Annotated in this window: 19 protein-coding genes; 1 reads left to right on the top strand and 18 read right to left on the bottom strand. The window is 48.1% G+C overall.

All coding sequences use genetic code 11. The features are described from left to right. Positions 1–47: 47 nt before the first annotated feature. The 3 genes from DWX62_RS19420 to DWX62_RS19405 all read right to left on the bottom strand — a co-directional run bounded on the left by DWX62_RS19420 (position 48) and on the right by DWX62_RS19405 (position 3,632). The gene (locus DWX62_RS19420; RefSeq protein WP_120173103.1) at positions 48–1,862 is read right to left on the bottom strand and encodes a bifunctional DNA primase/helicase; all 1,815 of its coding nucleotides are present in this window, start codon (positions 1,860–1,862) and stop codon (positions 48–50) included. A 219-nt stretch (positions 1,863–2,081) separates the two neighbouring features. Next, the gene (locus tag DWX62_RS19415; RefSeq protein ID WP_005827485.1) at positions 2,082–3,101 is read right to left on the bottom strand and encodes a DUF4373 domain-containing protein; all 1,020 of its coding nucleotides are present in this window, start codon (positions 3,099–3,101) and stop codon (positions 2,082–2,084) included. Between the two features lie 321 nt (positions 3,102–3,422). After that, entirely contained in the window at positions 3,423–3,632 is a 210-nt protein-coding gene (locus tag DWX62_RS19405; RefSeq protein ID WP_229031894.1) for a hypothetical protein, read from the bottom strand. A 168-nt stretch (positions 3,633–3,800) separates the two neighbouring features. On the opposite strand from DWX62_RS19405, the gene DWX62_RS19400 reads away from it, so the two are divergent. Continuing rightward, positions 3,801–4,865, top strand: coding sequence for an acyltransferase (locus DWX62_RS19400; protein ID WP_009038303.1), 1,065 nt, complete (start codon positions 3,801–3,803; stop codon positions 4,863–4,865). On the opposite strand, the gene DWX62_RS19395 is transcribed toward DWX62_RS19400, so the two are convergent. From DWX62_RS19395 to trpD, 15 genes are all read right to left on the bottom strand, one after another. Beyond that, positions 4,800–5,801 (bottom strand): phosphoribosyltransferase family protein, encoded by a 1,002-nt coding sequence (locus tag DWX62_RS19395; protein ID WP_009038304.1) that lies wholly within the window; start codon positions 5,799–5,801, stop codon positions 4,800–4,802. The genes DWX62_RS19400 and DWX62_RS19395 overlap by 66 nt on opposite strands. Beyond that, complete coding sequence (locus DWX62_RS19390) at positions 5,798–7,000, bottom strand: glycosyltransferase (protein ID WP_005827494.1); 1,203 nt, start codon at positions 6,998–7,000, stop codon at positions 5,798–5,800. Before DWX62_RS19390 ends, DWX62_RS19395 begins: the two co-directional genes overlap by 4 nt. 12 nt (positions 7,001–7,012) lie before the next feature. Continuing rightward, the gene (locus DWX62_RS19385) at positions 7,013–8,134 is read right to left on the bottom strand and encodes a glycosyltransferase family 1 protein (RefSeq protein ID WP_120173102.1); all 1,122 of its coding nucleotides are present in this window, start codon (positions 8,132–8,134) and stop codon (positions 7,013–7,015) included. After that, the gene (locus tag DWX62_RS19380; protein WP_005827498.1) at positions 8,131–9,336 is read right to left on the bottom strand and encodes a glycosyltransferase family 2 protein; all 1,206 of its coding nucleotides are present in this window, start codon (positions 9,334–9,336) and stop codon (positions 8,131–8,133) included. Before DWX62_RS19380 ends, DWX62_RS19385 begins: the two co-directional genes overlap by 4 nt. Positions 9,337–9,359: 23 nt before the next feature. Continuing rightward, positions 9,360–10,817, bottom strand: a complete 1,458-nt coding sequence (locus DWX62_RS19375) for an O-antigen ligase family protein (protein WP_005827499.1) — start codon at positions 10,815–10,817, stop codon at positions 9,360–9,362. Continuing rightward, complete coding sequence (locus DWX62_RS19370) at positions 10,818–12,977, bottom strand: hypothetical protein (RefSeq protein WP_005827501.1); 2,160 nt, start codon at positions 12,975–12,977, stop codon at positions 10,818–10,820. It abuts the gene before it with no gap. An 8-nt stretch (positions 12,978–12,985) separates the two neighbouring features. Then, complete coding sequence (locus DWX62_RS19365) at positions 12,986–13,822, bottom strand: TolC family protein (RefSeq protein ID WP_165859029.1); 837 nt, start codon at positions 13,820–13,822, stop codon at positions 12,986–12,988. A gap of 34 nt (positions 13,823–13,856) precedes the next feature. After that, entirely contained in the window at positions 13,857–15,023 is a 1,167-nt protein-coding gene (locus DWX62_RS22510) for a sugar transferase (RefSeq protein ID WP_034529835.1), read from the bottom strand. 18 nt (positions 15,024–15,041) lie between these two features. Continuing rightward, positions 15,042–15,401, bottom strand: a complete 360-nt coding sequence (locus DWX62_RS19355; RefSeq protein WP_005827508.1) for a response regulator — start codon at positions 15,399–15,401, stop codon at positions 15,042–15,044. 25 nt (positions 15,402–15,426) lie between these two features. Further along, the gene (locus DWX62_RS19350) at positions 15,427–17,709 is read right to left on the bottom strand and encodes an LruC domain-containing protein (RefSeq protein ID WP_118358053.1); all 2,283 of its coding nucleotides are present in this window, start codon (positions 17,707–17,709) and stop codon (positions 15,427–15,429) included. Positions 17,710–17,889: 180 nt separating this feature from the next. Continuing rightward, a complete protein-coding gene (locus tag DWX62_RS19345) occupies positions 17,890–18,930 on the bottom strand; it encodes a type I asparaginase (RefSeq protein ID WP_117652636.1) in 1,041 nt (346 codons plus the stop codon). Positions 18,931–19,071: 141 nt separating this feature from the next. After that, positions 19,072–19,851 carry a tryptophan synthase subunit alpha gene (gene trpA, locus DWX62_RS19340; RefSeq protein ID WP_008664364.1) on the bottom strand — a complete coding sequence of 260 codons (780 nt, stop codon included), beginning with the start codon at positions 19,849–19,851 and terminating at the stop codon, positions 19,072–19,074. A gap of 184 nt (positions 19,852–20,035) precedes the next feature. Continuing rightward, complete coding sequence (locus DWX62_RS19335) at positions 20,036–20,659, bottom strand: phosphoribosylanthranilate isomerase (RefSeq protein WP_057089591.1); 624 nt, start codon at positions 20,657–20,659, stop codon at positions 20,036–20,038. Between the two features lie 96 nt (positions 20,660–20,755). Further along, positions 20,756–21,583: an indole-3-glycerol phosphate synthase TrpC gene (gene trpC, locus DWX62_RS19330; protein WP_120173101.1), complete on the bottom strand. Its 828-nt coding sequence runs from the start codon at positions 21,581–21,583 to the stop codon at positions 20,756–20,758. 4 nt (positions 21,584–21,587) lie between these two features. Further along, complete coding sequence (gene trpD / locus DWX62_RS19325) at positions 21,588–22,583, bottom strand: anthranilate phosphoribosyltransferase (RefSeq protein ID WP_005837316.1); 996 nt, start codon at positions 22,581–22,583, stop codon at positions 21,588–21,590. Positions 22,584–22,591 lie beyond the last annotated feature (8 nt).

The following is a 22,591-nucleotide window of genomic DNA, read 5'->3' as shown; positions in this document are numbered from 1 at the left end:
ATGCTTGCACCTATTCTCTTCTTTCCGTCTTGTAAAGATACGGATTTTTACTCGAATAACCTGCCTTGTTCTTCATTATTTTTCAACCAATTCTCATTGTCGAACTGCGTGTTCACCGGTCCCAGTTGCTCTCCTTGGGGGGGGTGGATGACGTCTTCCTCGCAGGGCCAGTAGCGTCCGTTCAGGTGGTTGTAGACGAACTTGGCCTCGGTGTGGGCGCTGCCCAGGTGCTTGAAGCGGACTTTCTCGATGTAGATGGTGGCTATCTGTTTCGTGTCGTTACGGTCTACCACGAGGCAGAAGTCGGACATGTTGGCGAAGTTGGCAGAGCCGTTGATGTCGTTCATCTCGACACGGCGCCGGGTGCCGTCCTTTTCGTTGCGGTTCACCTTGCGGGGGTGGGCCACGAGGATGACGAGGCACTGGTTGCGGGTGGCGAAGCGTCCCAGCTTGTTCAGCGTGTCGGTGATGTAGTCCATTTCCGTCTGCCCCGGTTCCAGACGTTGTTCCAGGCGGTTCATGGGGTCGATGACGAGGATGCGCACCCCTTTGCGGCGCACCACCTGGCGGGCTTTCTCCAGGATGTGGTCGATGCCGTAGCTCCCGTCGTCGGGCAGGATGTGCGACACGTTGCGGTCCAGCCAGCCCACTGCCTGCCCGTAGACGGCTTCCGTCATGCCCGGTCCGGGGGTGAAGCGGTGGCCGGTCAGCTTCTCCGCCAGCTTGTGCAGATGGTAGGCGATGGGCATGTTTTCGGGGCTGAAGAAGGCGATTTTCCACTCGTGGCGCAGGCAGAGGCGCAGCACCAGCTCGTCGGTGAATTCGGACTTGCCGTCGCCGGGGCGTCCGGTCATCACCAGCAGGCGGCGGGGCTCGAAGGTGCAGTGTTCGTCGAAGTTGTCCCAGCCGGTGTCGGCACCCCGCTGCAGGCCGTTCTCGTAGAGGGAGCGCAGGTCGTCGCGGCAGTCTTCGGCGGTGAAGATGCCTTCCAGGGGCACTTCTTCGGCTTGCTCGATGCAGATGCGGAGGCTTTCGGCGCCGTATTTCACCAGATGCTCGTTGGCATCCTTGCAGCCCTCGCCGAAGTGCACGATGCGGCAGCGTTCCACTCCGAGGCGGCGCGTGAGTTCCTGCCGGAGCGACTGCCCTGCCGGGTCCTCGTCTACGGCGATGTAGAGGGCCTGCTTGTCTTCGAAGTGCGACTCCACGAAGCGGTCCAGCCACGTGAGGTTGCTCTGGGCGCCGGCGGGCACGGAAATGACGTCCTTGCGTCCGGCGGCGATGATGGCTGCCGCGTCGAACTCGCCTTCGGTGATGATGCACTCCGGGGTGCCGAGGATGCTGTCCACGTTGTAGGGGATGAGTTCGGCGCCCTTCACCATCATGAAGTGTTTCAGGGCGCTGCGGTACTTGGTGTTGACGAGCGTCCCGTTCTCGAAGTAGTTGAAGCAGATGCAGTTCTCCTCCTGGCTGCTCTCCGGCAGGCGCACCGTCTCTTCGGTGATGCGCAGGGTGCGCAGCAGTTCCTGCGGCAGGCAGCGCACGGTGCTCCAGTAGCGTTCCAGGTTCTCGGAGAGTTGCATCCGGGCAGGGTCGAAGGTGGGACGGCGGAAGTGCTGGGGCGGTGCGGAGGGCTTCCGGTGCATGTCGCGGCGCTGCTGCTTGAGGCGTTCTTCGGCGTCGTCGGGCACGTAGAGCTTGTAGCCGCAGTGGTGGCAGTAGCACAGGCCTTTGTCCAGGTCTACGGAGAGTGACTTGTTGCCTTTGTGTCCGCGGGTGTCGTTGCATTGCGGGCAGATGGTCTTGATTTTGCCGCTGATGCGGCCGCGGGTGTCAATGCCGCGTTGATGGAAATTTCTCATATAGGTTTGCTTTAGTAGTTTTCTGATAATTTTTTAGACGCAGATTTTAGTTTCAGGGCAGCCTGAGGGGTTGAAATGCCACACTTAGCGGGTTGGAATGCCACACTTCACGAGGGTAAATGCCACACTTGGGACGTGCTGAGGTGTGGCATTCGGAACGTTGACATGTGGCATTCGGAACGCTGACGTGTGGCATTCCGGATGCCGGAGTGTGGCGTTTCAGCCGGGTTTCTGTTTCGGCTTTTTCGATGAAGGCGGCGGGGTTTGCGACGTCCACGAACGGGCAGTTTCGTTCCAGAAGGCGGTATTGTCTGGTCGGGGTGGCGCTCCGTCGGGGATGGGGCAGCCCAGGTAGGTGCGCCGTCCGTCCACAAGCAGCTCGTAGCGGTAGGGGTCGGGAGGTGCAGCGGCGGACTGCTGCTTTTCGAGGCCCTGCAACAGCATATGCAGTTCCTGCGAGGTGCGCTGGCCGGCCCTTACAAAGTTGACGAAATATTGTCGGGTGTCTTTCATGTTCAGCAGCACATTGCCGTTGTCGTGCAGTATGACGTGCTGCCTGAATACCTCCACAGCCTCTTTGATGTGCGTCTTCAGCAAGCTGCCATAGCCGCTGTGCATGCAGGCCACGTCCAGCCAGGCACTTTCTTCGGTGAGTTTGTCTATCAGCGTATGCCAGGGTTCGATGGGAGCGGGTGTTGTTTGGGGTGATGAAAGTGCATCGGCAGCAGCAGCTTCTTTTTCTTCTGTTGTTGCTGTTGTTGTTTTATTAATATCTATAGTCTTCTTATTAGTATTTGTGGCGTTTTTAGCTAAATGCTTGTTGTTTAGTGTATTGCTTGACAAATCAGACTGTTTTTTGCTTTTATTCCTCGATACTTTTTGCTGTTTTTCGTCATTTTTTGCTTTGGAATCCGGCTTTTCCTGAGTAGTTTTTTCCGTTTTTTCGCCTTTTTTGTGTAGGGGATTCAACTCTTTGGGCATAAAGTATCCGTCTTCGTCCAGTTCAAAAAGGTCGTATTCCAGGATGATTTTCTTAAGGTAGCATAAGGTAATTTTCTTGCTGTCGCAGTAGGCACGGAGATAATCCAGTTGCGCGCGCGGTTCTGGCAAGATTGACAGTTTTTCGATGATAATCCAGTAGGCACCCAGTCCTCTGAGTCCTTCGTTGTCTACCAAGTGTTTCATTCTGGGGTCGAACATTGACATTAAGGAGTGTTGGAAATAAAAATTCTTTTTCATATATATTTTTTTAGAGGGAAAAAGTAGTGCGTAAAGCGGGGCTGCTTGTTGTGGCGACGGCGTTTTCCGTAGTATTTTTCTCTATGTTTAGTGATGCAAAGGTAGGGATAATAGGATAAGCCTGCAAATGGACTTTTGTAGGCTTAATGTATGCTTTGGCGTGTCCAGAAGCTATTGTATGGGGGTTCTGGCCTTCGTCTGGGGAACTGAAGCCTACAATGGTGAAATATGTGATTTTTTTATAGAAAGTAGCCGGTGGAGCTCGCTCTTTAGGCGGCCTTCTACTTGTTACATTCGTAAACATTTGACTCACAGTGGCTATTACTCTCCGGACTTTGTTTTGTGCATACGTGTCATCTGCCGTATGTGGGCCAGACTGCGCAGTTCGCTTTGGGAGAAAGACGATTTCCCTTCCAGCAAGCCGCCAATTGCCTCTGCAATGATTTCCAACTGATCCAATAATGGATTTCTACTGTGTGCAGTATTCTTTTCGATGCTTACTGCGTTTTGACCTCCGCTTTGGAGGGTCAAGGTTGTTTTTTTATGTTCATTATTAGTTAAAAAATATCTTGGCAAAGATACTTAATTATTGGTATTCTACCATTTACTATACGAAAAAGAAAAGTGCACGAAAAAAATGGGGGAGAATTTGTAAAACATCTATAAATCATTAACTTTGTACATGATTACTTAAATCAAATGGAAAAAAATATTTTGCAATCAAGAGTTATAGATGTACTGCGGTTTCCTATGATTGTTGGAGTCGTTCTGTGGCATTCTTTTTTTGAAGGTATTATGGGATTGGATATTCCGGATTCAGGGATACCGATATATCATACTACTTCTTTTTTTATATCACGTATTTTGGCTTCAGTGGCAGTTCCTTTATTTTTTTTTATTTCAGGGTATCTCTTTTTCTTTCGCACTGCCTTTTCTGTTGATGTCTATAAAAAGAAGCTAAAGTCAAGGATTAAAACCTTATTAATACCATATTTGTTTTGGAACTTTGTAGTACTTGTGGGACATTGGATTGTTACAGTTTTATCACCGGTACAATTGACATCAGGTGCTTATAAACAAGTGAGCGATTATACTGTTTGTGATTATCTGATTAGTTTTTGGAATATTAATGGAATGCCGGTAAATGGAGCTTTATGGTTTATACGTGATTTAATGGTCATGTTGGCCTTTTCTCCATTAGTATACTGGTGTCTTCGTTATTTTCGTTGGTATATATTGGTAGTGTTTGGTTGTATTTGGCTGGTAGGGGGAACTTTGGAGATTCCAAGAATGGATGCTGTCTTTTTCTTTTTTGTGGGAGCATGGTTTAGTATTACCGGACGTAACTTTGTTGCTGACTTTAAATCTTTTTTTCCTTGGGGAGTAGCCTTGTACTTTCTTTTTGCTATAGGTACAATTGGCGTAAGAGGAGCAGATGGATTTCTATATGTAGCCAATGCCGGCATATTATTGGGCATTGTATCGATTATAGCTTTGACTGCTTACTTTGTGGAACGGGAAAGATGGAAATCTTCTTATTTTTTGATAAGCTCTTGTTTTTTAGTGTATGCATGTCACCAGCTTCCCTTGAATATGTTCGTCCGTATTCTGTTTAAGTTTATGTCTCCCGTTTCTGATTGGCAATTTATGCTTATTTATATTGTTAGCCCTTTGGTGATTATTCTTGTTAATCTTTTGTTATACGCTTCGTTGAAAAAACTTTTTCCACATTTTACAGCCATTATTACAGGTGGAAGAGGTTGAATGAGAGCTTAATTTGTTGCGCATCCTTATCATAAAACGCCGCAGCCACGGGAATGTTTCTCCCGACTTCAGGTTGTAGTACAACGATTTGGATTCATAAATCATCTGGAACGTTTCCGTACAGAGTACCGGTTTCTTGGTCAGGCGGTTGATTTCGACAGCTTGTGTCATGGAACTTTCTACAAACAGCATGTTGTCTGTGGATGAACCGTATTCTTTGGCTTTGAAGGAGGCGTGGCAATTCGCCCGTTGGCGTGCAGCCATATCCGGCAGGTTCAGCATGACGAGCTTATTGTATTTTACATGGTTCTTCTGGAGCCAGGCTTCCGTCTCCGGACGGTATTTCTCCAAGCGTGAAGTGACCAGTGTGCCGATGGTGACTTTGGGAATGAATAGCGGAGGAGTGTTCAGCAGGAAATGACGGTACTTCTCGCCGTCGTCGTTCTCTTCCGGAGTGGGGTCTGCGCAAAGCACGCCGTCAATGTCCATACACGTTTTTTGCAGGATGGAGTGGTTCATTATGTTCCATTGGAAGAAACGGGGATAATCGACTATTTCGAAAAAATAGTCTACGGAATGGGAGTGTAGTGGGACTGCATAAATGACGCAATATTGGATGTTGTATAAATGTTCTATGTCCTTCAGGAGCTCGCGGCATTTCTTCATGGCTTTTCCCGTGGCTATGCTATCATCCACAACCAATACATTATGTATATTGTTCATGTTGAAAGTTTTCCCCCGTTCTCCGGTCTGATAGATATGCCCGTTGCGGAAAGAGTCTATGTCCGTGACCGGCAGGTTCAGGTAGAGCGCCAGCAGGTTGGCGGGAAACATGCCACTGCGGGGCACGCCGACAATGAGGTCGAAATCCCGTGGCAGAATGCTGAGATGTTGCAGGATGCAATGGTTCAGGTCGTCTATGTTACGATAGTTCATGTAGCTTTCTCCTTCAAAAAATTATCGATTATGTCGTATATTTTCTTTACACTGTGCCCCCAGCTGTGGGTCTCGGCAAAGGCTATGCGCTGTTTGGCAAGTTCTTCGTCATCGGCTTCGGTCACAGCACGGTCTATGGCCGAAAGCCATTCTTCCGGGGTGGTGGCCAGGTGCGTGTGATTTGCGAATATGTGGCGCATGGTGTGGGTACTGGTTGCGACAGTGGGTTTACCCATAGCCAGGTATTCGTCTATTTTCAATGGATAGTTACCGTCGGTAATCTCGTTCACCATTTGCGGATTGATGCAGACATCGTAGGCAGCTATGTAGGCCGGTAATTCGTCCACTTTTTTTTGTCCGGTGAAATAGGCATTTTTCAAACTATGGATACGGTTCCGACGGAAAATGTCATCTTCTGGTCCGGTGAACACAAAACTATAATCGGGACGCTGACTTATTATCTGATAAAGCAGGTCTCCGTCAAGGCGGGTACTGTTTATCGTACCCATATATCCGATGATAGGGCGTGGAATGTCTTGCATGTCACCGGGTGTTTCGTATTTCTTGGCCGGATTGTACAGCTTTAGGTTTACGCCGGTTTCGATGGGGTAGGTATGGGGATTGTAGGCTTGCAACTCTGCGGCAAAACGGGTGGAGTTTGCCAGAACAAGGTCGGCCGAAGCAGCCAGTTCCGGTTCAAGACGGGTGCCGTGCCTGCGCCAGTAGGCTTCGCCTATGACGTAGTCGCGCCGGTAATAGATGCTAACAGACGGATGGATATACTCCTTTAGATAGCGGCTGCGGTAAATGTCTGTATCGATAAGGTGGATGTAATTTTTGAAGTCGAGCGCGGCAGCCTGCTCTACAATCCATCGGGCTATGCGGGCATTGTTTTTTCTGTTGACGATATTGAAAAGCGGTGCAGGTAGGAAGTTGGCCGAGAACAACATGAAAGGACAGTCCAGCACCCACATGTTGGCGTTGATTTGCCGGAGCGGTGAAGTCTCTCCCTTGATGACAGCCATGCGCCGGATGTAGGACGGAGATTGTCTGTTCCCTCTCAGCCGGATGGAAATGTCCATCGGAGTGTTGATGTAGAGCACCCGGTTCTGCTTTGAAATTTCCAATGCCGTATTCTTGATGGTACTGCCTATCTCGATGTCCCATGTTTGCAGGCTGGTGATGATGAAGTCTCTCATAATTCTTGCCGGTTAATCATGAATACTTTGATATATATTTACATACTCTTGCGCAGTGTGTCTCCAGGAGAACAGTTTTACACGTTCCAGACTGTAATTTACTTGTTGCTGATAGAGTGTCGCATCATTTTCCAGGCGTAGCAAGGCATCTGCTATTTTTTGCGGTTCTTGAGGGTCGACTAAAATGGCACCTTTACCGGCTACTTCGGGCATTGCCGAAACGTTGCCCGTCACTACGGGAGTGCCGCAAGCCATAGCCTCCAGTATCGGAATCCCGAAACTTTCACGCAAGGAAGGATAGAGAAATGCAAATGCTGCATTATAAAGGGTTGCTAAATCTTTGTTGCCGATATATCCCGGATAATACAGATGTTCTTTTATCCCGGTGATTCCTTCTTGCTGAAGAAGCTGGTCGATATATTCTTCTTTTAAATCGGCAATGAGAAGGGGGCGTTTCGTTTGGGATGCTTTCAGATACAACGCGTATGCTTTCAGGGTACGTGCCGCATTCTTTTTGGGGTCTGTATTTCCAAGAAAGAAAAGAAAGTCTGGGTGCGGTATGTATTTCTGCACAATACTCTCATCGGGTGTTTCCTGCATCGTAAAGTAAGCGCTGTAGCCGTTGTAAACGGCTTTAATGACTTCTTTGGGAAGTTGCAGCGCTTCGCGTATGCGGGTACACTCGAACTGAGAAACTGTAATAATATTTCTTGCTTTCTTCAGGATGCGGGGAACAATCAGGCGACGGTAATGCCATCCCATTTCCTGATAGAAGGAAGGACTGCGATGCTGACGCGGCTCCAAATAGATAATGTCATGAAGCGTCAGCACCAAAGGGACGGGACACCATAACGGGGCTGTATTCGATGTACAATGCAGCAAGTCCGCTTTCAGCTTCCTGACGGCCTGGGGCAATGCTATCTGCTCCCACAAAGGATAAGTAGGGCAGCGAAGCTCAATGATATGGAGGTTTTCCGATTCTTCCAGGCACCAGTCCTCCCCCGGAGCAACGAATACGTAATATTCATTACCGTCTTTCCGCTTTTGCAGTTCTTTCAGTGTCTCCAGGATGACAAAGTCCATGCCATGCTTGTCTTTGCGGAAAATGCGTTGGGCTTCGATGGCGATTCTCATTTTGCTGCCTTTCTTTTCTTTTTCCGTTTAAAGATTCTTGTGATGTGGCTCATGGAAGAGGTGACTACCAATATGGGCAGAGACCAGAAAGCGCTCCGGAATTTGCGGCTGATTTCCCCTTCGGGCATGGCCATCAAAAAAGTGATGAATAAAACGGCTAAAAGTGCATACCATTTTGTAGCAAGCGGCCACTCCAGAAACGTCATTGCCACGGCACATATCGTGATATATAAGATGAGCAGGAAACGGGATGGAAGTAGCCATTGGAATAATTTTTCGCATAAATCCCACTTTCCTTGTAAGAATGCTATCGGAAATTGTTGCAATGCCAGTATGGAGCTGCGATACTGTGAGCCCAACCAGCGCTGGCGTTCTTTGCTGTACCCCGATGTATCGTCCGTCTTTTTGCAATAGCAGACTATTTCTTCCATGTATTCGGTATATATGTTTTCCTTCAGAAGTTCCATTTCTGTAGCTTTGGCCAAATCGCTTCCTGATAATCTGGGAGCGATTTCCTGGAACATCTCAAAATCAAACATCATGCCCGAACCGATGAGGGCGGAGGAGAATCCCAGTGCCGTATGTGCCTTGCGGAAGAGGTGGTTGTTGATTTCTTCGCTGGTGGCGTTTAATACGGCGATGTTAGTATTCAGGTTTTCCGTCATGCGGTGGGCTTGGATGGCATCACATCCGGAGTAGTAGGCATTGTTGAAAAGCTCTAATGCGTTAGGAACAACTTTGTTGTCTGAATTGAATATGGTGATGGCATCGTACTCATGAGGAGAATAGCGCTCCATGACCTGCTGTATGGCATATATCTTTGTGCAATGTTCTTTATCGGGCACGACAATGTTGACCGGCATCTGGAGCAGCGTAACCAAATCTTCTTCGGACAGTTGTGTGGCAGCCACTGCGATGTCGTATTTTTCTCTCGGATACGTCTGCGTGTCAAGGAAATGATTGATGGACTCTATCACTTCCTTGCCGTTTTTCAGCACAACAAAGAGGACCAGGAACCGATGTCGCTTGGGGGACGGTGGATAGGGATTCTTGTATTTCCGCAAGGAGGCCAATGCATAGATAAACAAGTAGGCTACGGGGATGGCCAGCAATAAGAAAAGAACCGCGTCTGTCATTTGCAAGGCATTGTTGTTCTCGTCCATCCACCAGTCGGGATTGAATATGGAAAAAATGTCGTTCATATATGTTTTCTATTTAATATTTTCTATTTCTTTTTCATTTTTTGTTGGGTCAGCAGTTGGTCGATATGCTCCCCGTTAATCAGAACTGACAAAAATAAAATGATTATAAATCCTGTAGGGAATTGAAAGAAAAAGGCATTTCCATAGGCACTTATCATTAGTCCGAAAATACCGCAAGCAATGGCCGTGAGTATTCCACGTAGCTCGTTATTCTTAATCCGAAACATGATAAGATAGCAACCTCTTAACAATGTACAGACATATATGGTAAGAAAAAGCACTAATCCTACAATGCCGGTTTCCATCCATATCTTGACATAAAAAGAATCATGGGGAATGAGTGTTGTGAGACGGGAACCATATTTTCTGGCTTCTACCCCTCCCAAACCAAGTCCTTCTCCGAAAGGTTTGTATTTTAGATATTCAGCCAATCTTTTTTGGTTTTCTTTGCGGACAATGTATGAGGCGTCTTCTGTAGGTCTGAAAGCTGTACGCATGCGTCTGATGGAAGTGTTGCTTTCACCGATATAGGTATGGGCGAAAAAGACATAAAAAAACAATCCGAAGAAGACTGTAGCTCCCATGAGCTTGATATTTTTACTGAGGAAAGTTAACAATATGATTCCTCCGATGGGGACAAACAGTGCACCGCGGGTTCCGGAAATGAACAAGGCATATATGGAACAGACGGCAATAATTGCATAATAGATTCTTATGGAACGTTCTTTTATGAAGATAGCCGAGATACCGAACAGAATGGCGGCAAAGCCCATGTTGGAACCGAAATTTCCGGCATCTGTGAAAAAGGAAAAATATCGGGTGACATCGGATAAAAGGTGTGTCTTGTACATTTCCGTTTCAATCAGCATGGTTGTTTCTGTCTCATCAAAACCTGCATATTTCTGGTAAACAGCTTTGGCTACGGCTGTCAATGTGAATATGGACAGAAAAAGCATAATGACGCGCAACCGCTTGTAGGAGGTCATTGTTAAAACGCCAATTAATGACATGACAAGGGTACTGTATATGATTCCACGGGAGTAAATCCAAGCTTCCGTGAGAGCTGTTGGATTCATGATTTCAGCCGCAGTATATATGGCCCATATGCAACCTCCGAACGTCAGAATGTTTTTGGTGTATTTCCATGCAATCTTACCTTGTTGGTGATAGGAATATATCAGGAGCGTCACAAGCAGGGTGACGGTTGCGACATCATACCAGACACTCAACCCACTGCCCTGCGTGTATCTGTACCAGGGAATGAAAAAGTAATTGAATGTGAATAGGAAACATACACCGGCAAAAGGGTTTCTTAATGCTTGTATTGCTATTATCAGGAAGAAAGGGGAAAGGCAAACGTATGCAGTGATATCCCAAGTACTGAATAATATGCTATAGATGAGCGCACCCAGTCCGATGATGAACACTAATAATGTTACCGCCAAGGGAGATATGCTATGTCCTTTGATATCCGTTTGCATTTATTTGACAGCTGCTGATTTTGATGTTAAACCTAATTGTGCCAACCGGCTGAAGAAGCTGTGAACCGGGGTGTGAGGAGGCAATTCTCCGGTGAAGCTTTCAACCACTTCGCGGTCTGCATTGTTGAGATACATAAATAGAGGAGTTCCTTCCAATTCTTCCTTTAACGGTTTCAACCGGGTGTCGTCATCTCTGCCCCACAATCGGGCGGCGTTGGCTATCAGCAAATTGAAATCTGCTTTTTTCAATACCGACATAGGTAGAGTTGCGGTACTGACAGCAGGATATTCCACTAAAATGATGTCCGGTATTTCTTCTGCTTCATTCAGAACCCAGAAGTCAGACAATTCTTGAGCTTGTACATATCCCTTGTTTTGGGTATCGAAATCGTGGTCATATTTTACAAGGCGCACTTTTATACCCTCAGTTTCCCAGTAATCAATGAAATATTTGGCAAGGAATGATTTTCCTTCACGTTTCTCCATGCTGAGCAGGTTTATGACAGTAGGACGGTCCGGGTGCAGGTAGTTGTTCAATTGCCGGCAACTATAGGCAGCGGCAAGCCGGTTACAGGCCTTGAGGAATCCACGATACTTCAAGTTGCTTACACCGTTGAATGCTGCAATGACAGAGAGTCCGGTCAGGCGTTTGCTGCGGTCCGGGTCGCGGAGAGTGCGGTCTAACAATTCAATCAGCAGGAAGTAGCCGCTTATGAATATCATACTGCCGAAGAATGCGGCAAGGACGTAGATAATTCTTTTTCTGCCATTGTCTGTCAGCGGATACTCGGGGGATGCTATGACCTGCAGGTTGGCAGTTGTCATCTTGATATTCTGCAAACGGAGGTGTGCTTCGGCAAGGCCTCCTATTTGTCGGCGATAATTGTCTTCGGCAATGCCTACGGCACGTTCTTTCCGCTTGATTTGAGTGCCTACGGGTGAGAATTCCCGGTATTGGTCGATAATGTCCCGTTGGCGGTCAACCAATACTTTCACTTCAGCTTTGGCTTTCGCCTCATTGATGCATGCCGTCAGCCATTCTGTCACCATTTCTTGAATGCCTACCCCTTCCTTGGAGAAACCATACTCGTTTAAATTATCGGAGAGATGGCTTATCTTTTCTTCTGCCTTTTGCAGAGCGTCTTTTTCTCTTTGAAGTTTATCACTATTCTGCTGGCTCTGTTCTGTGGTGAATATTTCTTGCTCAAGAATACTTTGGTTCAGGGTACTAACTTTTTCCAGTTCTTGCAACAAATTAGTATTTGTGCGTATAATCTTGGCACGTATGTCCATTTTATTCTCTAACATCTGGCGTAAAGCCACTGCGCTTCCATAGTTTCGCTGCACTTCTTCCATACGGTCGTCCGTCGCATATTTGGTCAAAGCTAATGCCTTGGATTGCTCGTCGTAGTTGATGACTTGTTTTTGAACACTATAGTCTGTCAAATCATCTTCTTCTGCAGTAAGTGCTTTTTTGGCTATGCGCACTTGTTCTTCAAAATAGGCGATAGCACTGTTCGTGGCACTGAACCGGAGTTGCTCATAAGCCTTTAACAGTTCATCTTCCAATATCTTGAGGGTGTTTTGCGTAATACCGGGATCGGAGGAGGTATATACCAATTCTATCAGGTCGCTGGTACCCAGTCGTTTAATGGTGATTGTGCTTAATGCGCTATAACTGTAATAAGGGTAGGGACGGTTGAATATGGAATAGACAAAATTACTGCTGTTCTCTTTCCGGTAATTCATCAGATTATTTGTAGTTTTATCCAAAGAGGAACGGTCTACCAAAGCCAGCACTTCTTTAGGAAGGATTTGGACGAGCTGCCTATAATGTTTGGCTTGAATGTACATGTTGTCTTTCCACTCATCACCGTATACGAGGCTGGTTGCAAGCAGACGTACCGAAACCTTTGCCAAAGTGTTTTTGGACTTGCCTATATTGATGATATTGTCGAAGGTACTGTTGATATTGATAAGCTGGCTTCCGTCCAGATTGGTGCTGTTGGTTACACCTGCATATAGACTGCTGTTTACCGTATAACTGTATGGTAAAAACTGTGTAAAGTATATGACTAATGCTGTAACAAGGAGGCTTCCCCACAATAACCAATAACGGATGCGGTAAAAGAAGCTTGCCAAAAATTGTACTATATTCATAATTAGTTTTACTTGTCTGTTATAACTTTAACATTAGTCAGCATCTCTAACAATACGATTGAATTGTGTAAAGCTACGCGGCTTTGCTCATAATTAGTCACGGCACCGGTGCGGCGTGCACGTTCCAAAGAAAGTGCAATGATATCAATGGCTCCTTGTATGAAATTATTTTCAGATATTTTCATCTGTGCGTTATACAATGCAGCCGTTTCCGCTTTGGCCTTTATGGTAGCCAGTTGCTCGGTAACCGCATTGTAGGCTTCCAGAACTTTTAGCCTTCGCTCCTCCATAACTCCTTCCTGCGTGTACTGCAATTGCTCTATCTGATAGCGGTAGTCTTTCAGTTTCAGTGGTCGGTTGAACAAGTCTCCTAAGGTGATGCCGACGCTGGCCCCGACATTGAAGTTGTGCTGGGCACTTGACATCGTTGTCTGGTACATAGGAGTATACTCGTCACTGGCATTGCCTATAATATTGTAGCGTCCGTAGGAATAGTTACCGTTCAGTCTGAAGTAGTTCCACCAGTTCCGCTTTTCCAGGCGATATTGGTTCTTGAGTTGCTCTACTTGGGATTGGGCTCTTTTTACTGACGCATTCTCTGTCACTGCATCAAGAAAGACAGATAGAGGGGGCAATTCTAATTTCTCAATATCTATTGATGTCTTCGGACTGATTAAACCCAATGTGTTGACTTCTATTTTTTTATCCTCCATCTTGAGTTGCTCCAATATCTTGATGCGCTCCTCCCGTGTCAACTCCTGCTGCGCAGCCACAGACAAAGGTACCCCCAACAATCCTAAAAGGATTACACTGTAAATGATGCACTTGATATATCTTTTTATCATCTCTAAAGCCATATAATTCCTATTATCTTTATTTTTATACATTCTCTTTCTGCACAAACGCTGTCAGCGTCTTGCACAGTATCTTCATGTCCAGCCAGAATGAAAATTCTTTGGCGTACTTAATGTCCAGTTGCTTGCGCTCTTCGGCCGACATCTTCCCGGCACCGCCTCGTTTCTCCACTTGCCACAGTCCCGTCAGTCCGGCAGGGGCCATGAAGCGCTCGATATATGCGTCGCTGGTCAGCAGCTCGGCCTCGTAGAGGGGGAGCGGGCGGTTGCCCACGATGCTCATGTCTCCTTTGAGGACGTTGAACAGCTGCGGCAGTTCGTCAATGCTGTACTTGCGGATGAAACGGCCTACGCGGGTGACGCGGGGATCGTTCTCTATCTTGACAAACGTATTCTGTTTTTCTTGGGCCTTCTTTTTAAGGAAATCTTCTTCAGAGATGACAAAATCGTCCGAAATCAGCAGGGTAGCCTCTTCTTCAGAAGTGCCGGTCAGGTCGTCGAAGCGGATATCGGGCTGCTCGTCCGTAAGCTCTTCTTCTATCTTATATTGGTTGAGGGCGTTCAGCTCTTTCAGGCGCTTGTCGGCATTGGTGTACATGGAGCGGAACTTCAGGAAGTTGAATATCTGGTAGTTGCTGCCCACACGCTGGGACTTGTAAATCACTCTTCCCTTGCTTTCCACGCGGATGGCTATGGCTGTCGCGATGAGTATGGGAGACAGCACAATCAGTACGGCAACGGCAAAAAGGATGTCGAAGATACGCTTCCACATAGGCAGGTGGAAGGTGTTGAATATCTTACGGTGTGACTGGCTGAATTCCTGCAACTTATGCTCCTTGCGCAGTTGGAGGAATTTTGTCATTTGCTGGAGGCTCTCTTCGCTGGCCATGGGGGAAAGGGTGTTGTTGACACCTGCCTGCAGATAGAGCTTGCGGTGTTCCTTCTGCAGTCCTTCGGTGATGAGGATGATGTAGACACGGGGGAAGCGCTTGTGCAGGAAAGTGATGTTCTGGCTGTCCTTTTGAGGGGTGCTTTCTTCGTAAAGAATGGATGTGTTGTACCGTTCGCGGATACCGTCGATGACTTTCGCCGCTTTGTTGCAGGATGAAACAGCCATGAACATGCCTCCTGCAATTTTGCTCAAGTGGTCGATGGTGACGCGGTTGCTACCTATGTAGATATAATATAACATATCCATTGATTTTGTTGTTTAGAGAAATTTCTTGATGCGGGCCTTCAGCTCCATAGGATTGAAAGGTTTCAGTATGAAATCCTCGGCCCCGGCTTCGAGCAGGTTGATGCGCTCGGTGGTACTTTCTTCACTGGAAAGCATCACAACCGGAATGTCCTTGAAAAGTGAATTGCTTTTCAGATATGCCAGGAATTCACTGCCGGTCATCTTGGGCATGCGTATGTCCGAAATGATGAGAGCGGGTTCGTTCCCCTCATTCAGCCATTCTATGGCCCTGACGGGATCTTCGAAATAAACCAGCTCATTCTCTTTCCCTAAATAGACCGAGAGTACCTTGCCTATGGCAGGTTTGTCATCTACAAATAATATTTGTTTCATTGTTTATGATAATTGTTTGCTATATTTATCTATATACATTTTCTTCTACCGGGTGTTCGTACCATTCCGTATACTGGGTTCTGTCTTGGGCCCAATAGATGAATTCCGGATATGCGCTTGCCTCGGGGATATCAGTACGTGACACATTGATTGTTTCTTTGGGATAGCGGAAGCCATACGGCACGCAGATTGCCCACGTGTTGTTGCCTGCCAAGTCAAGATTCTCTTGCTGTATGGTTCCGGCGGCAGTGGCGCCATATCCCCAAAATTCGTAAAGATGGACTTCCATGCGTTGTTCCATGCTTTTATATTGATAACAGATGAAGAAGTCCAGATTGTCTTTTGAGAATGGGGGCTCTGTCCGGGTTTGGTCTGCCAGTTCAATAATGACTTCATAAGTGTACTTTTTGGCGGTTACTCCAATGCCGGTATTTACCATCTCACCCGGTTCAACTCCGAATACATTGTGCACCTCGCCTGCGATGGGGATTACGACACTCGGATCGGAATCTTCCATGTAAGTAACGTTGTTATACCTGAATTTGTTGTACGAGCTGTTGAATGACTCCTGGAAACGCGAATCGTCGCCTCCGGTCTTGACTTCCCGGATATCGGATTTATTGATTCCGGTAATCCGGAGCCCTACGCCCAACGGCTTGCTTGCTCCTGCTGCAGCAAGGGTCACGTCGAGCTGTATGCGCTTGATGTGGTTCGTCTTTTTCTCGCGGTGATAGTAGGTCTCCACGTCCAAGACCACGTCGTTGAAGTCATAGTCGCCTACCAACGGGAAGTTGTCTTCGAATACGTACGTATAGGAGACCGGGTCTGTAGGGGTTTCTGAGCCGGACTCGTCCGGAGTATTGCCTTCGCCCGTACAGTCTCCGGCAGGAATGGTGATGGGGGATTCTCCCCATTTGGATATGGTTCCTTCGGTGTTCTTGATGGCATCAAGGAATTTGGCTTCCCACCAGATATCCTCGGTGATATCATCGTCAATTTCTTTCACTTCATAATGAATGTTTCCCTGGCTGGAGAAATTTCCTATATCTTCAATTTTATTGATTTTTACCAGTGCATATTCATTGTTTGGACCCATAAATTGTGCTTGTGACAATTCTGCTTCATCAAGTACGGTTATCATGGAGTTGTCACCCATCGTGATTTGGGTGTTGTAATTGTTGCTATGGTCCCCGAAATCCTCTATCTCTGCAGAAGAGGTGTCTCCCATGTTCAGTGTGCCTACAAATTCTTCCGCATATAGATAGCATCCGTTGTCTATAGTGATGTTGCTGTCGGTTTTCCCGATATAGGCTTTGCCCTGGTTGATGAATTTGCATCCGCTGTCGAAATTCATTTCATCGACACGCACGGTACCGCAATTATAGAATGCTCCTCCCTGGCTGACATGGAAATCGTCTATTTCCATAGTGCCGGCATTGTAGTTGTAGCTGCCTCCGGATGCATTGGTCAATTCGATGTCGTTCCCTTTGATGGTTCCACCCGCGTAGACGATAAACCGGCTGGATTGCACTAAAGTGAAGGTGTGCTCGTCCGGTATCACGATTTCCCCTCCGTCAATCACATAGAATTCGAAGCCTCGTTCAACGGTCATGTTGTTTCCATTGGGTTCCCAGCTGCCTTCAATGATGATGATGGCCGGATTGTCACTTCCCATGCCGTCCTTGCTGATTTTATTCCTATATATATTGTCTTTGGAGATTTTGTAGGCTTTTCCGTTTTGAAAATCGGTATTCGGCCTTATTTCTTCGGCACTTGATAGCATTGCGGTGATTTCTGCCTCAGACTTTTCCGGTGAATAGGTCTCGATGCTGACACTGCGCGTCCATGCGGCACGTGTAGTTGTGGGGGAACTGCCGAAAGCGGCATGGAGCTGACCGTTTTGGATGGATACGTATTTTACTATGTTGCGGCTGTGTGCATCGGTGCGGCACACAAAAGCGCTCGTCAGCACAGAAGGGCAGTCCATGACGGTAGTAAATACTGTTGTATTATTGGCGGTGCCTTCTGCCAGCAGTTTGGCAGATGACCGGCTGATTAAGGGGTTCTTGTCGTAAATACGTATGGTATAGTCGATGCCGGTATCTTCGGATACAGAAACATTGACCCGGACCTGCTGAGTCATTTTCCAATCCATAGCCGGATCTATGTTCTTGACCGGAAACCTGTCTTGATAGGCTGCTTTCACTTTTTCGGGGTTAAAAACATCGTCTTTACAACCCTGCAGCAGTATGCCTACTGTAAGAATAACAAGCGGCAGAAAGCGTTTGTATAGGGTATTTTCTCCCATATTTTACATTTGTTTTGCTTGATTGTAAGCAAAAGTACGTTTATTTAAACTAATAAGCTTTATTAATGGGGGATAAAAGCGTGTTGGTTAACGCTTTTTAACGATTTTGTATGGATAGATAATGCAAGTTTGTCTTGAAAATTATCAATATTACTAAATGCCCTCTGTATTGCCGCTTTACTAAATCTTGGTGATTTCTCCTGCCAGGTCGGAATTCATGCGGTGGCGGATTTCGGCTTGGTTCAGTCCATGTCCCAGGAGGAACATGAGTTTGGTGACGGCACATTCGGGGGTACTGTCATAGCCGCTGATGACACCTGCCTGGAGAAGTTGCAGACCGGTTTCGTAACGTCCCATCTCGACGGCGCCACTTTGGCATTGGGTGATGTTGACGATGACAATGCCACGTTCGCTGGCTTCTTTCAGCTGGCGGATGAACCATTCTTTCTGGGGGGCATTGCCGGAACCGAAGGTCTTGAGGACAACAGCTTTCAGGCCGGGAACATGAAGCACGGAGTTGATGATGCTTTCCTGGATGCCGGGAAAGAGGGTGAGCACTACGACATTGGTGTCGAAAAGGTAGTGCGGCTTCATGGGGCGTGACGGGTCGGGACGGTGGATGAGGTGCTCGTTATAACGGATATGGATGCCTGCCTTTGCCAGTGCGGGATAGTTGAAGGAGCGGAAAGCATTGAAATTCTCGGCATTGATTTTGGTGGTACGGTTGCCCCGCATCAGCTCGTTCTCGAAGAAGATGCACACTTCGGGGACGATAGGAGTACCGTCCGGATGCTTGGCGGCGGCTATTTCAATGGCGGTGATGAGGTTCTCTTTCCCGTCGGTGCGCAGGGTGCCGATGGGAAGCTGGGAACCGGTGAGGATGACCGGCTTGGAAAGGTTCTCGAGCATGAAGCTGAGGGCGGAGGCTGTATAGGCCATCGTATCGGTACCGTGCAGGATGACGAAACCGTCGAAATTGTCGTAGTTGTAGTTGATGATTTTTACAATCTTTGCCCAGAGGGAAGGCTCCATATCGGAAGAGTCGATCGGTGGGTCGAACTGATAGGAAGAGATGCGGTAGTTGAAGCGCTTCAGTTCGGGAACATGCTGTAGCAGTTGGTCGAAGTTGAAGTTCTCAAGCGCACCGGTCTCGGGATTTTCTATCATTCCGATAGTTCCGCCAGTGTAAATCAATAGTACGGAAGGGCAATCGACTTTCATGATATTCGTATTAGAGCTTTTTTCGGGCACAAAGATAGTGAAATATGAGATGGGGAGAAAATAAAAGAGACAAGTCTTTGCAGATTTTGTCTCTTTTATTTTTTCATTGCGAAAAATATATTGTATGAAATTTGAATAAGCTCACTGTTTCAAATCTTCCTTCAACTGCCTGATAGCCTTTTCCGCATCTCCTTCCTTCTCGTTGAGCAGCGTGACGAAGCGGCTGCCGATAATGGCACCGGATGAGTGGGCGCAAGCGGCATCGAATGTCTGCTTGTTGCTGATGCCGAAGCCTACCATGCGTGGATTGCGCAGGTTCATATCCTCTATCTTCTTGAAGTAGGCTTGCTTCCGGGTGTCGAAGTCTTTCTGGGCACCGGTGGTGGCGGCACTGGACACCAGATAGATGAAGCCGTCGGTGTGGGCGTCTATTTCGCGGACGCGGGCTTCGCTGGTTTCGGGGGTAATGAGCATGATGACACGGATGTCATACTTCGAGGCGATGGCTTTGTAACTCTCTTCGTAATCGCGGAAAGGGAGGTCGGGAATGATGACGCCATCGATGCCGCATTCCACGCACTTCTGGCAGAAGGCTTCGAAGCCGAACTGCATGATGGGATTGAGGTACCCCATAAGGATGAGGGGGATGCGGACATCGCGACGGATGTCGCGCAATTGTTCGAAAAGCAGGCGGAGGGACATGCCGTTGTGCAGGGCGCGGGTGGCGGCGTTCTGAATGACAATGCCGTCGGCCATGGGGTCACTGAACGGAATTCCGATTTCAATCATGCTGACTCCGTTTCTTTCGAGGGCACGGATAACGTCGGCAGTACCGTCGAGGTTGGGACAGCCTGCACAAAAGTAAATGGACAGCAGATTCTTGGGGCTGTCCTGGAAAAGTTGGTTAATGCGGTTCAACATACTATTTCTATTTACAATTTTACAATTTACAATTTACTATTTGGCTGCGCACTATATGCTGCATGTTACGATTTACAATTTTACAATTTTACAATTTACTATTTACTATTTACTATTTACCATGTACAATGTACAATTTGCCATGTGGCGTATATTGCGCAGCCAAATAGTAAATAGTAAATCGTCAAATCGTACCTCCCTTGAGTTCTTTCAGGAAGTTTGAGATGCGTTCCACATCCTTTATTCCCGGTGCCGTCTCGAAACGGCTGTTGATGTCGATACCTGCGAAATAGGGATGGCGGAACTCCCGGAGGGCTTTTACGCTGTAGGGGTTGATGCCACCGCTGAGCAGGAACGGGGTGGGACCGTTGTAACGGTGCAGGAGGTTCCAGTCAAACTGGTTGCCGGAACCGCCGTACTGCGGGGTCTTGGTGTCGAAGAGGTAATAGTCGCACAGACCATTGTAGGCAGATACGGAAAGCAGGTCCTTGGGCAGCAAGATGGAGAAAGCCTTGATGAGGTGCAGGCCTGCATTGCGCAGGGAACGGCAGTACTCGGGAGCTTCATTGCCATGCAGCTGGATGTAGTCCAGGCCGAAACGGTCGGTATACATCAGGATGTTTTCCTTACTTTCGTTGACAAAGACGCCGACACGCTTGGCGCAGGCTGGCAGATACCCGGGCATCTGGCACAGACAACGGGGAGATTTTGGGTAGAAGATGAAACCAATCATATCTACACCTTGCAGTTCTACATTGCGGATGTTTTCTGCTTCGGTCATTCCGCATACTTTGATGAGAGGAGACATTTTATTTACGATTTACAATTTACTATTTACAATTTGGCTGCGCGATGTGACGCTGTATGAGAGACTTTTGTATTTACAATTATCAACTTTCAACTTTTAATTATCAATTAAGAGACTGTCTTGGATGAACTCTTTCAGGGTTTCGCCCGGATTGGCTGTTTTCATGAAGGTTTCGCCGATGAGGAAACCGCGGAAGCCGGCGGCACGCAGGCGGCAGATGGTTTCGGGGTCGGAGATGCCGCTTTCGGAAACAAGGAGCGGGGATGCCGGTCCGTGGGTGGCTTCGCGCAGTTGCCGGGCTATCCGGAAGGAGTTTTCTACATCGGTGACGAAGGAGCCGAGGTTGCGGTTGTTGACACCCACCATGTCGACCTCCTTATTTATATAGGAGAGTTCCGAAGGGCTGTGGATTTCGAGCAATACCTCCAGCCCGAGTTCGTGGGCTTGGGCGGTGAGGGTGCTACACTGCTCCGGACTGAGGCAGGCGGCAATGAGCAATACGGCGTCGGCACCTACGATGCAGGCTTGCAGAAGCTGGTACTCGTCGATGATGAAGTCCTTGCGCAGAATGGGGATGCGGACGAGCGGACGGGCCGTGCGGATGTCGCGCAGCGTACCGCCGAAGAACTTCTCATCCGTCAGGATGGAGAGGGCGGCGGCGCCGGCGGCTTCGTAGGCGGCAGGTATTTCCTCTGCCCGGGCAGCCTCGTTTATCCAGCCTTTGGAGGGTGAACGGCGTTTGAACTCGGAGATGATTCCTGTAGAAGAAGCGGCAAGGGCCTGCTTCATGCTGCGGCGGTGTGCCGCATTCTCCCGGATGATGATTCCGGCCTGCTCCTGCAACTGTTCCAGAGAGACGGTCTGCTTTTGCAGTTCAATTTCTGTTTGCTTATGGGCGATGATTTCGGAGAGTATATCTTTCATTGCTTCATTTATTAATCTCGATAAATTTTTTCAGTGTAGCCAGCGCCCGTCCGCTATCCAATGATTCGCGTGCGATGGCGATGCACTCTTCAATCTCTTTCTGCGGCTCCATCACCTGGATGGCAAAGGCGGCGTTGACAATGACGCATTGCGTTTGTGCAGGTGTGGCATGCCCCGTAAGGATATTGTCGAAGATGCGGGCGGCATCTTCCTTGCATGCGCCGCCGAAGAGTTCTTCGGGACGGGCATCCTTGAAGCCGAGAGCCTGCGGACGGTAGATGCGCTCGTAGTTGCGGGTCATCACCTTGAACTCGTCCGTCAGGGAGATTTCGTCGTAGCTGTCGAGGCTGTTGACCACGGCAAAGTCAATGCCGAGCTTATAGAATACGTTGGTGTATAGGCGCATCTGCGAGAGGTCTGCCACACCGAGCAGCTGGTATGCCGGGCAGCATGGATTCACCAGCGGGCCGAGCAGATTGAACAAGGTGCGCACTCCCAACGTCTTGCGTACGGGACCGACAAACTTCATCGCCGGATTGAAAAGCTGGGCATGGAGGTAAGCGATGTTGCACTCCTCCATGCTGCGTTTCAGCGTGTCGGGGTTGTTGGTGAAGCGTACGCCGTGCTGCTCGATGACATTGCTGGCTCCGCTCACGGAAGTGGCTCCGTAGTTGCCGTGCTTGGCAACCTTGTAGCCGGCGCCCGCCACCACGAAGCAAGCGCAGGTGGAGATGTTGAAGGTGTTCTTTCCGTCGCCGCCCGTACCTACAATGTCGATGGGGCGATAGGGGGCGAAGTCGATGGGAAGGCGTGTCTCCATCAGTGCTTCGCGGAAACCGATAAGCTCGTCCACAGTGATGCTCCGCATCTGGAAGGCAGTGAGCAAGGCTGCTATCTGCGCCTCAGGATACATTTCCTTGGTGATGTTGAGGAGGATTTGTTTGGTTTCCTCCGACGTAAGCTCTTCGTGGTTGAAGAGACGGGTGAGTATTGCTTTCATCTTTTTAG

This window comes from Bacteroides sp. AF20-13LB (assembly GCF_003603065.1).
Classification (GTDB): Bacteria; Bacteroidota; Bacteroidia; order Bacteroidales; family Bacteroidaceae; genus Bacteroides; species Bacteroides uniformis.
This window is presented reverse-complemented; position numbering and strand designations above follow the sequence as displayed.

Bases quoted from the DNA above. Each gene is read 5' to 3' on its own strand.
- DWX62_RS22510 (WP_034529835.1), bottom strand. From the start codon at position 15,023: ATGTTATATTATATCTACATAGGTAGCAACCGCGTCACCATCGACCAC.
- DWX62_RS19370 (WP_005827501.1), bottom strand. From the start codon at position 12,977: ATGAATATAGTACAATTTTTGGCAAGCTTCTTTTACCGCATCCGTTAT.
- trpC (WP_120173101.1), bottom strand. From the start codon at position 21,583: ATGAAAGATATACTCTCCGAAATCATCGCCCATAAGCAAACAGAAATT.
- trpA (WP_008664364.1), bottom strand. From the start codon at position 19,851: ATGTTGAACCGCATTAACCAACTTTTCCAGGACAGCCCCAAGAATCTG.
- DWX62_RS19390 (WP_005827494.1), bottom strand. From the start codon at position 7,000: ATGAGAGACTTCATCATCACCAGCCTGCAAACATGGGACATCGAGATA.
- DWX62_RS19335 (WP_057089591.1), bottom strand. From the start codon at position 20,659: ATGTCTCCTCTCATCAAAGTATGCGGAATGACCGAAGCAGAAAACATC.
- DWX62_RS19415 (WP_005827485.1), bottom strand. From the start codon at position 3,101: ATGAAAAAGAATTTTTATTTCCAACACTCCTTAATGTCAATGTTCGAC.
- DWX62_RS19385 (WP_120173102.1), bottom strand. From the start codon at position 8,134: ATGAGAATCGCCATCGAAGCCCAACGCATTTTCCGCAAAGACAAGCAT.
- DWX62_RS19420 (WP_120173103.1), bottom strand. From the start codon at position 1,862: ATGAGAAATTTCCATCAACGCGGCATTGACACCCGCGGCCGCATCAGC.
- DWX62_RS19380 (WP_005827498.1), bottom strand. From the start codon at position 9,336: ATGAACGACATTTTTTCCATATTCAATCCCGACTGGTGGATGGACGAG.
- DWX62_RS19365 (WP_165859029.1), bottom strand. From the start codon at position 13,822: ATGATAAAAAGATATATCAAGTGCATCATTTACAGTGTAATCCTTTTA.
- DWX62_RS19355 (WP_005827508.1), bottom strand. From the start codon at position 15,401: ATGAAACAAATATTATTTGTAGATGACAAACCTGCCATAGGCAAGGTA.
- DWX62_RS19350 (WP_118358053.1), bottom strand. From the start codon at position 17,709: ATGGGAGAAAATACCCTATACAAACGCTTTCTGCCGCTTGTTATTCTT.
- trpD (WP_005837316.1), bottom strand. From the start codon at position 22,583: ATGAAAGCAATACTCACCCGTCTCTTCAACCACGAAGAGCTTACGTCG.
- DWX62_RS19345 (WP_117652636.1), bottom strand. From the start codon at position 18,930: ATGAAAGTCGATTGCCCTTCCGTACTATTGATTTACACTGGCGGAACT.
- DWX62_RS19400 (WP_009038303.1), top strand. From the start codon at position 3,801: ATGGAAAAAAATATTTTGCAATCAAGAGTTATAGATGTACTGCGGTTT.
- DWX62_RS19375 (WP_005827499.1), bottom strand. From the start codon at position 10,817: ATGCAAACGGATATCAAAGGACATAGCATATCTCCCTTGGCGGTAACA.
- DWX62_RS19395 (WP_009038304.1), bottom strand. From the start codon at position 5,801: ATGAACTATCGTAACATAGACGACCTGAACCATTGCATCCTGCAACAT.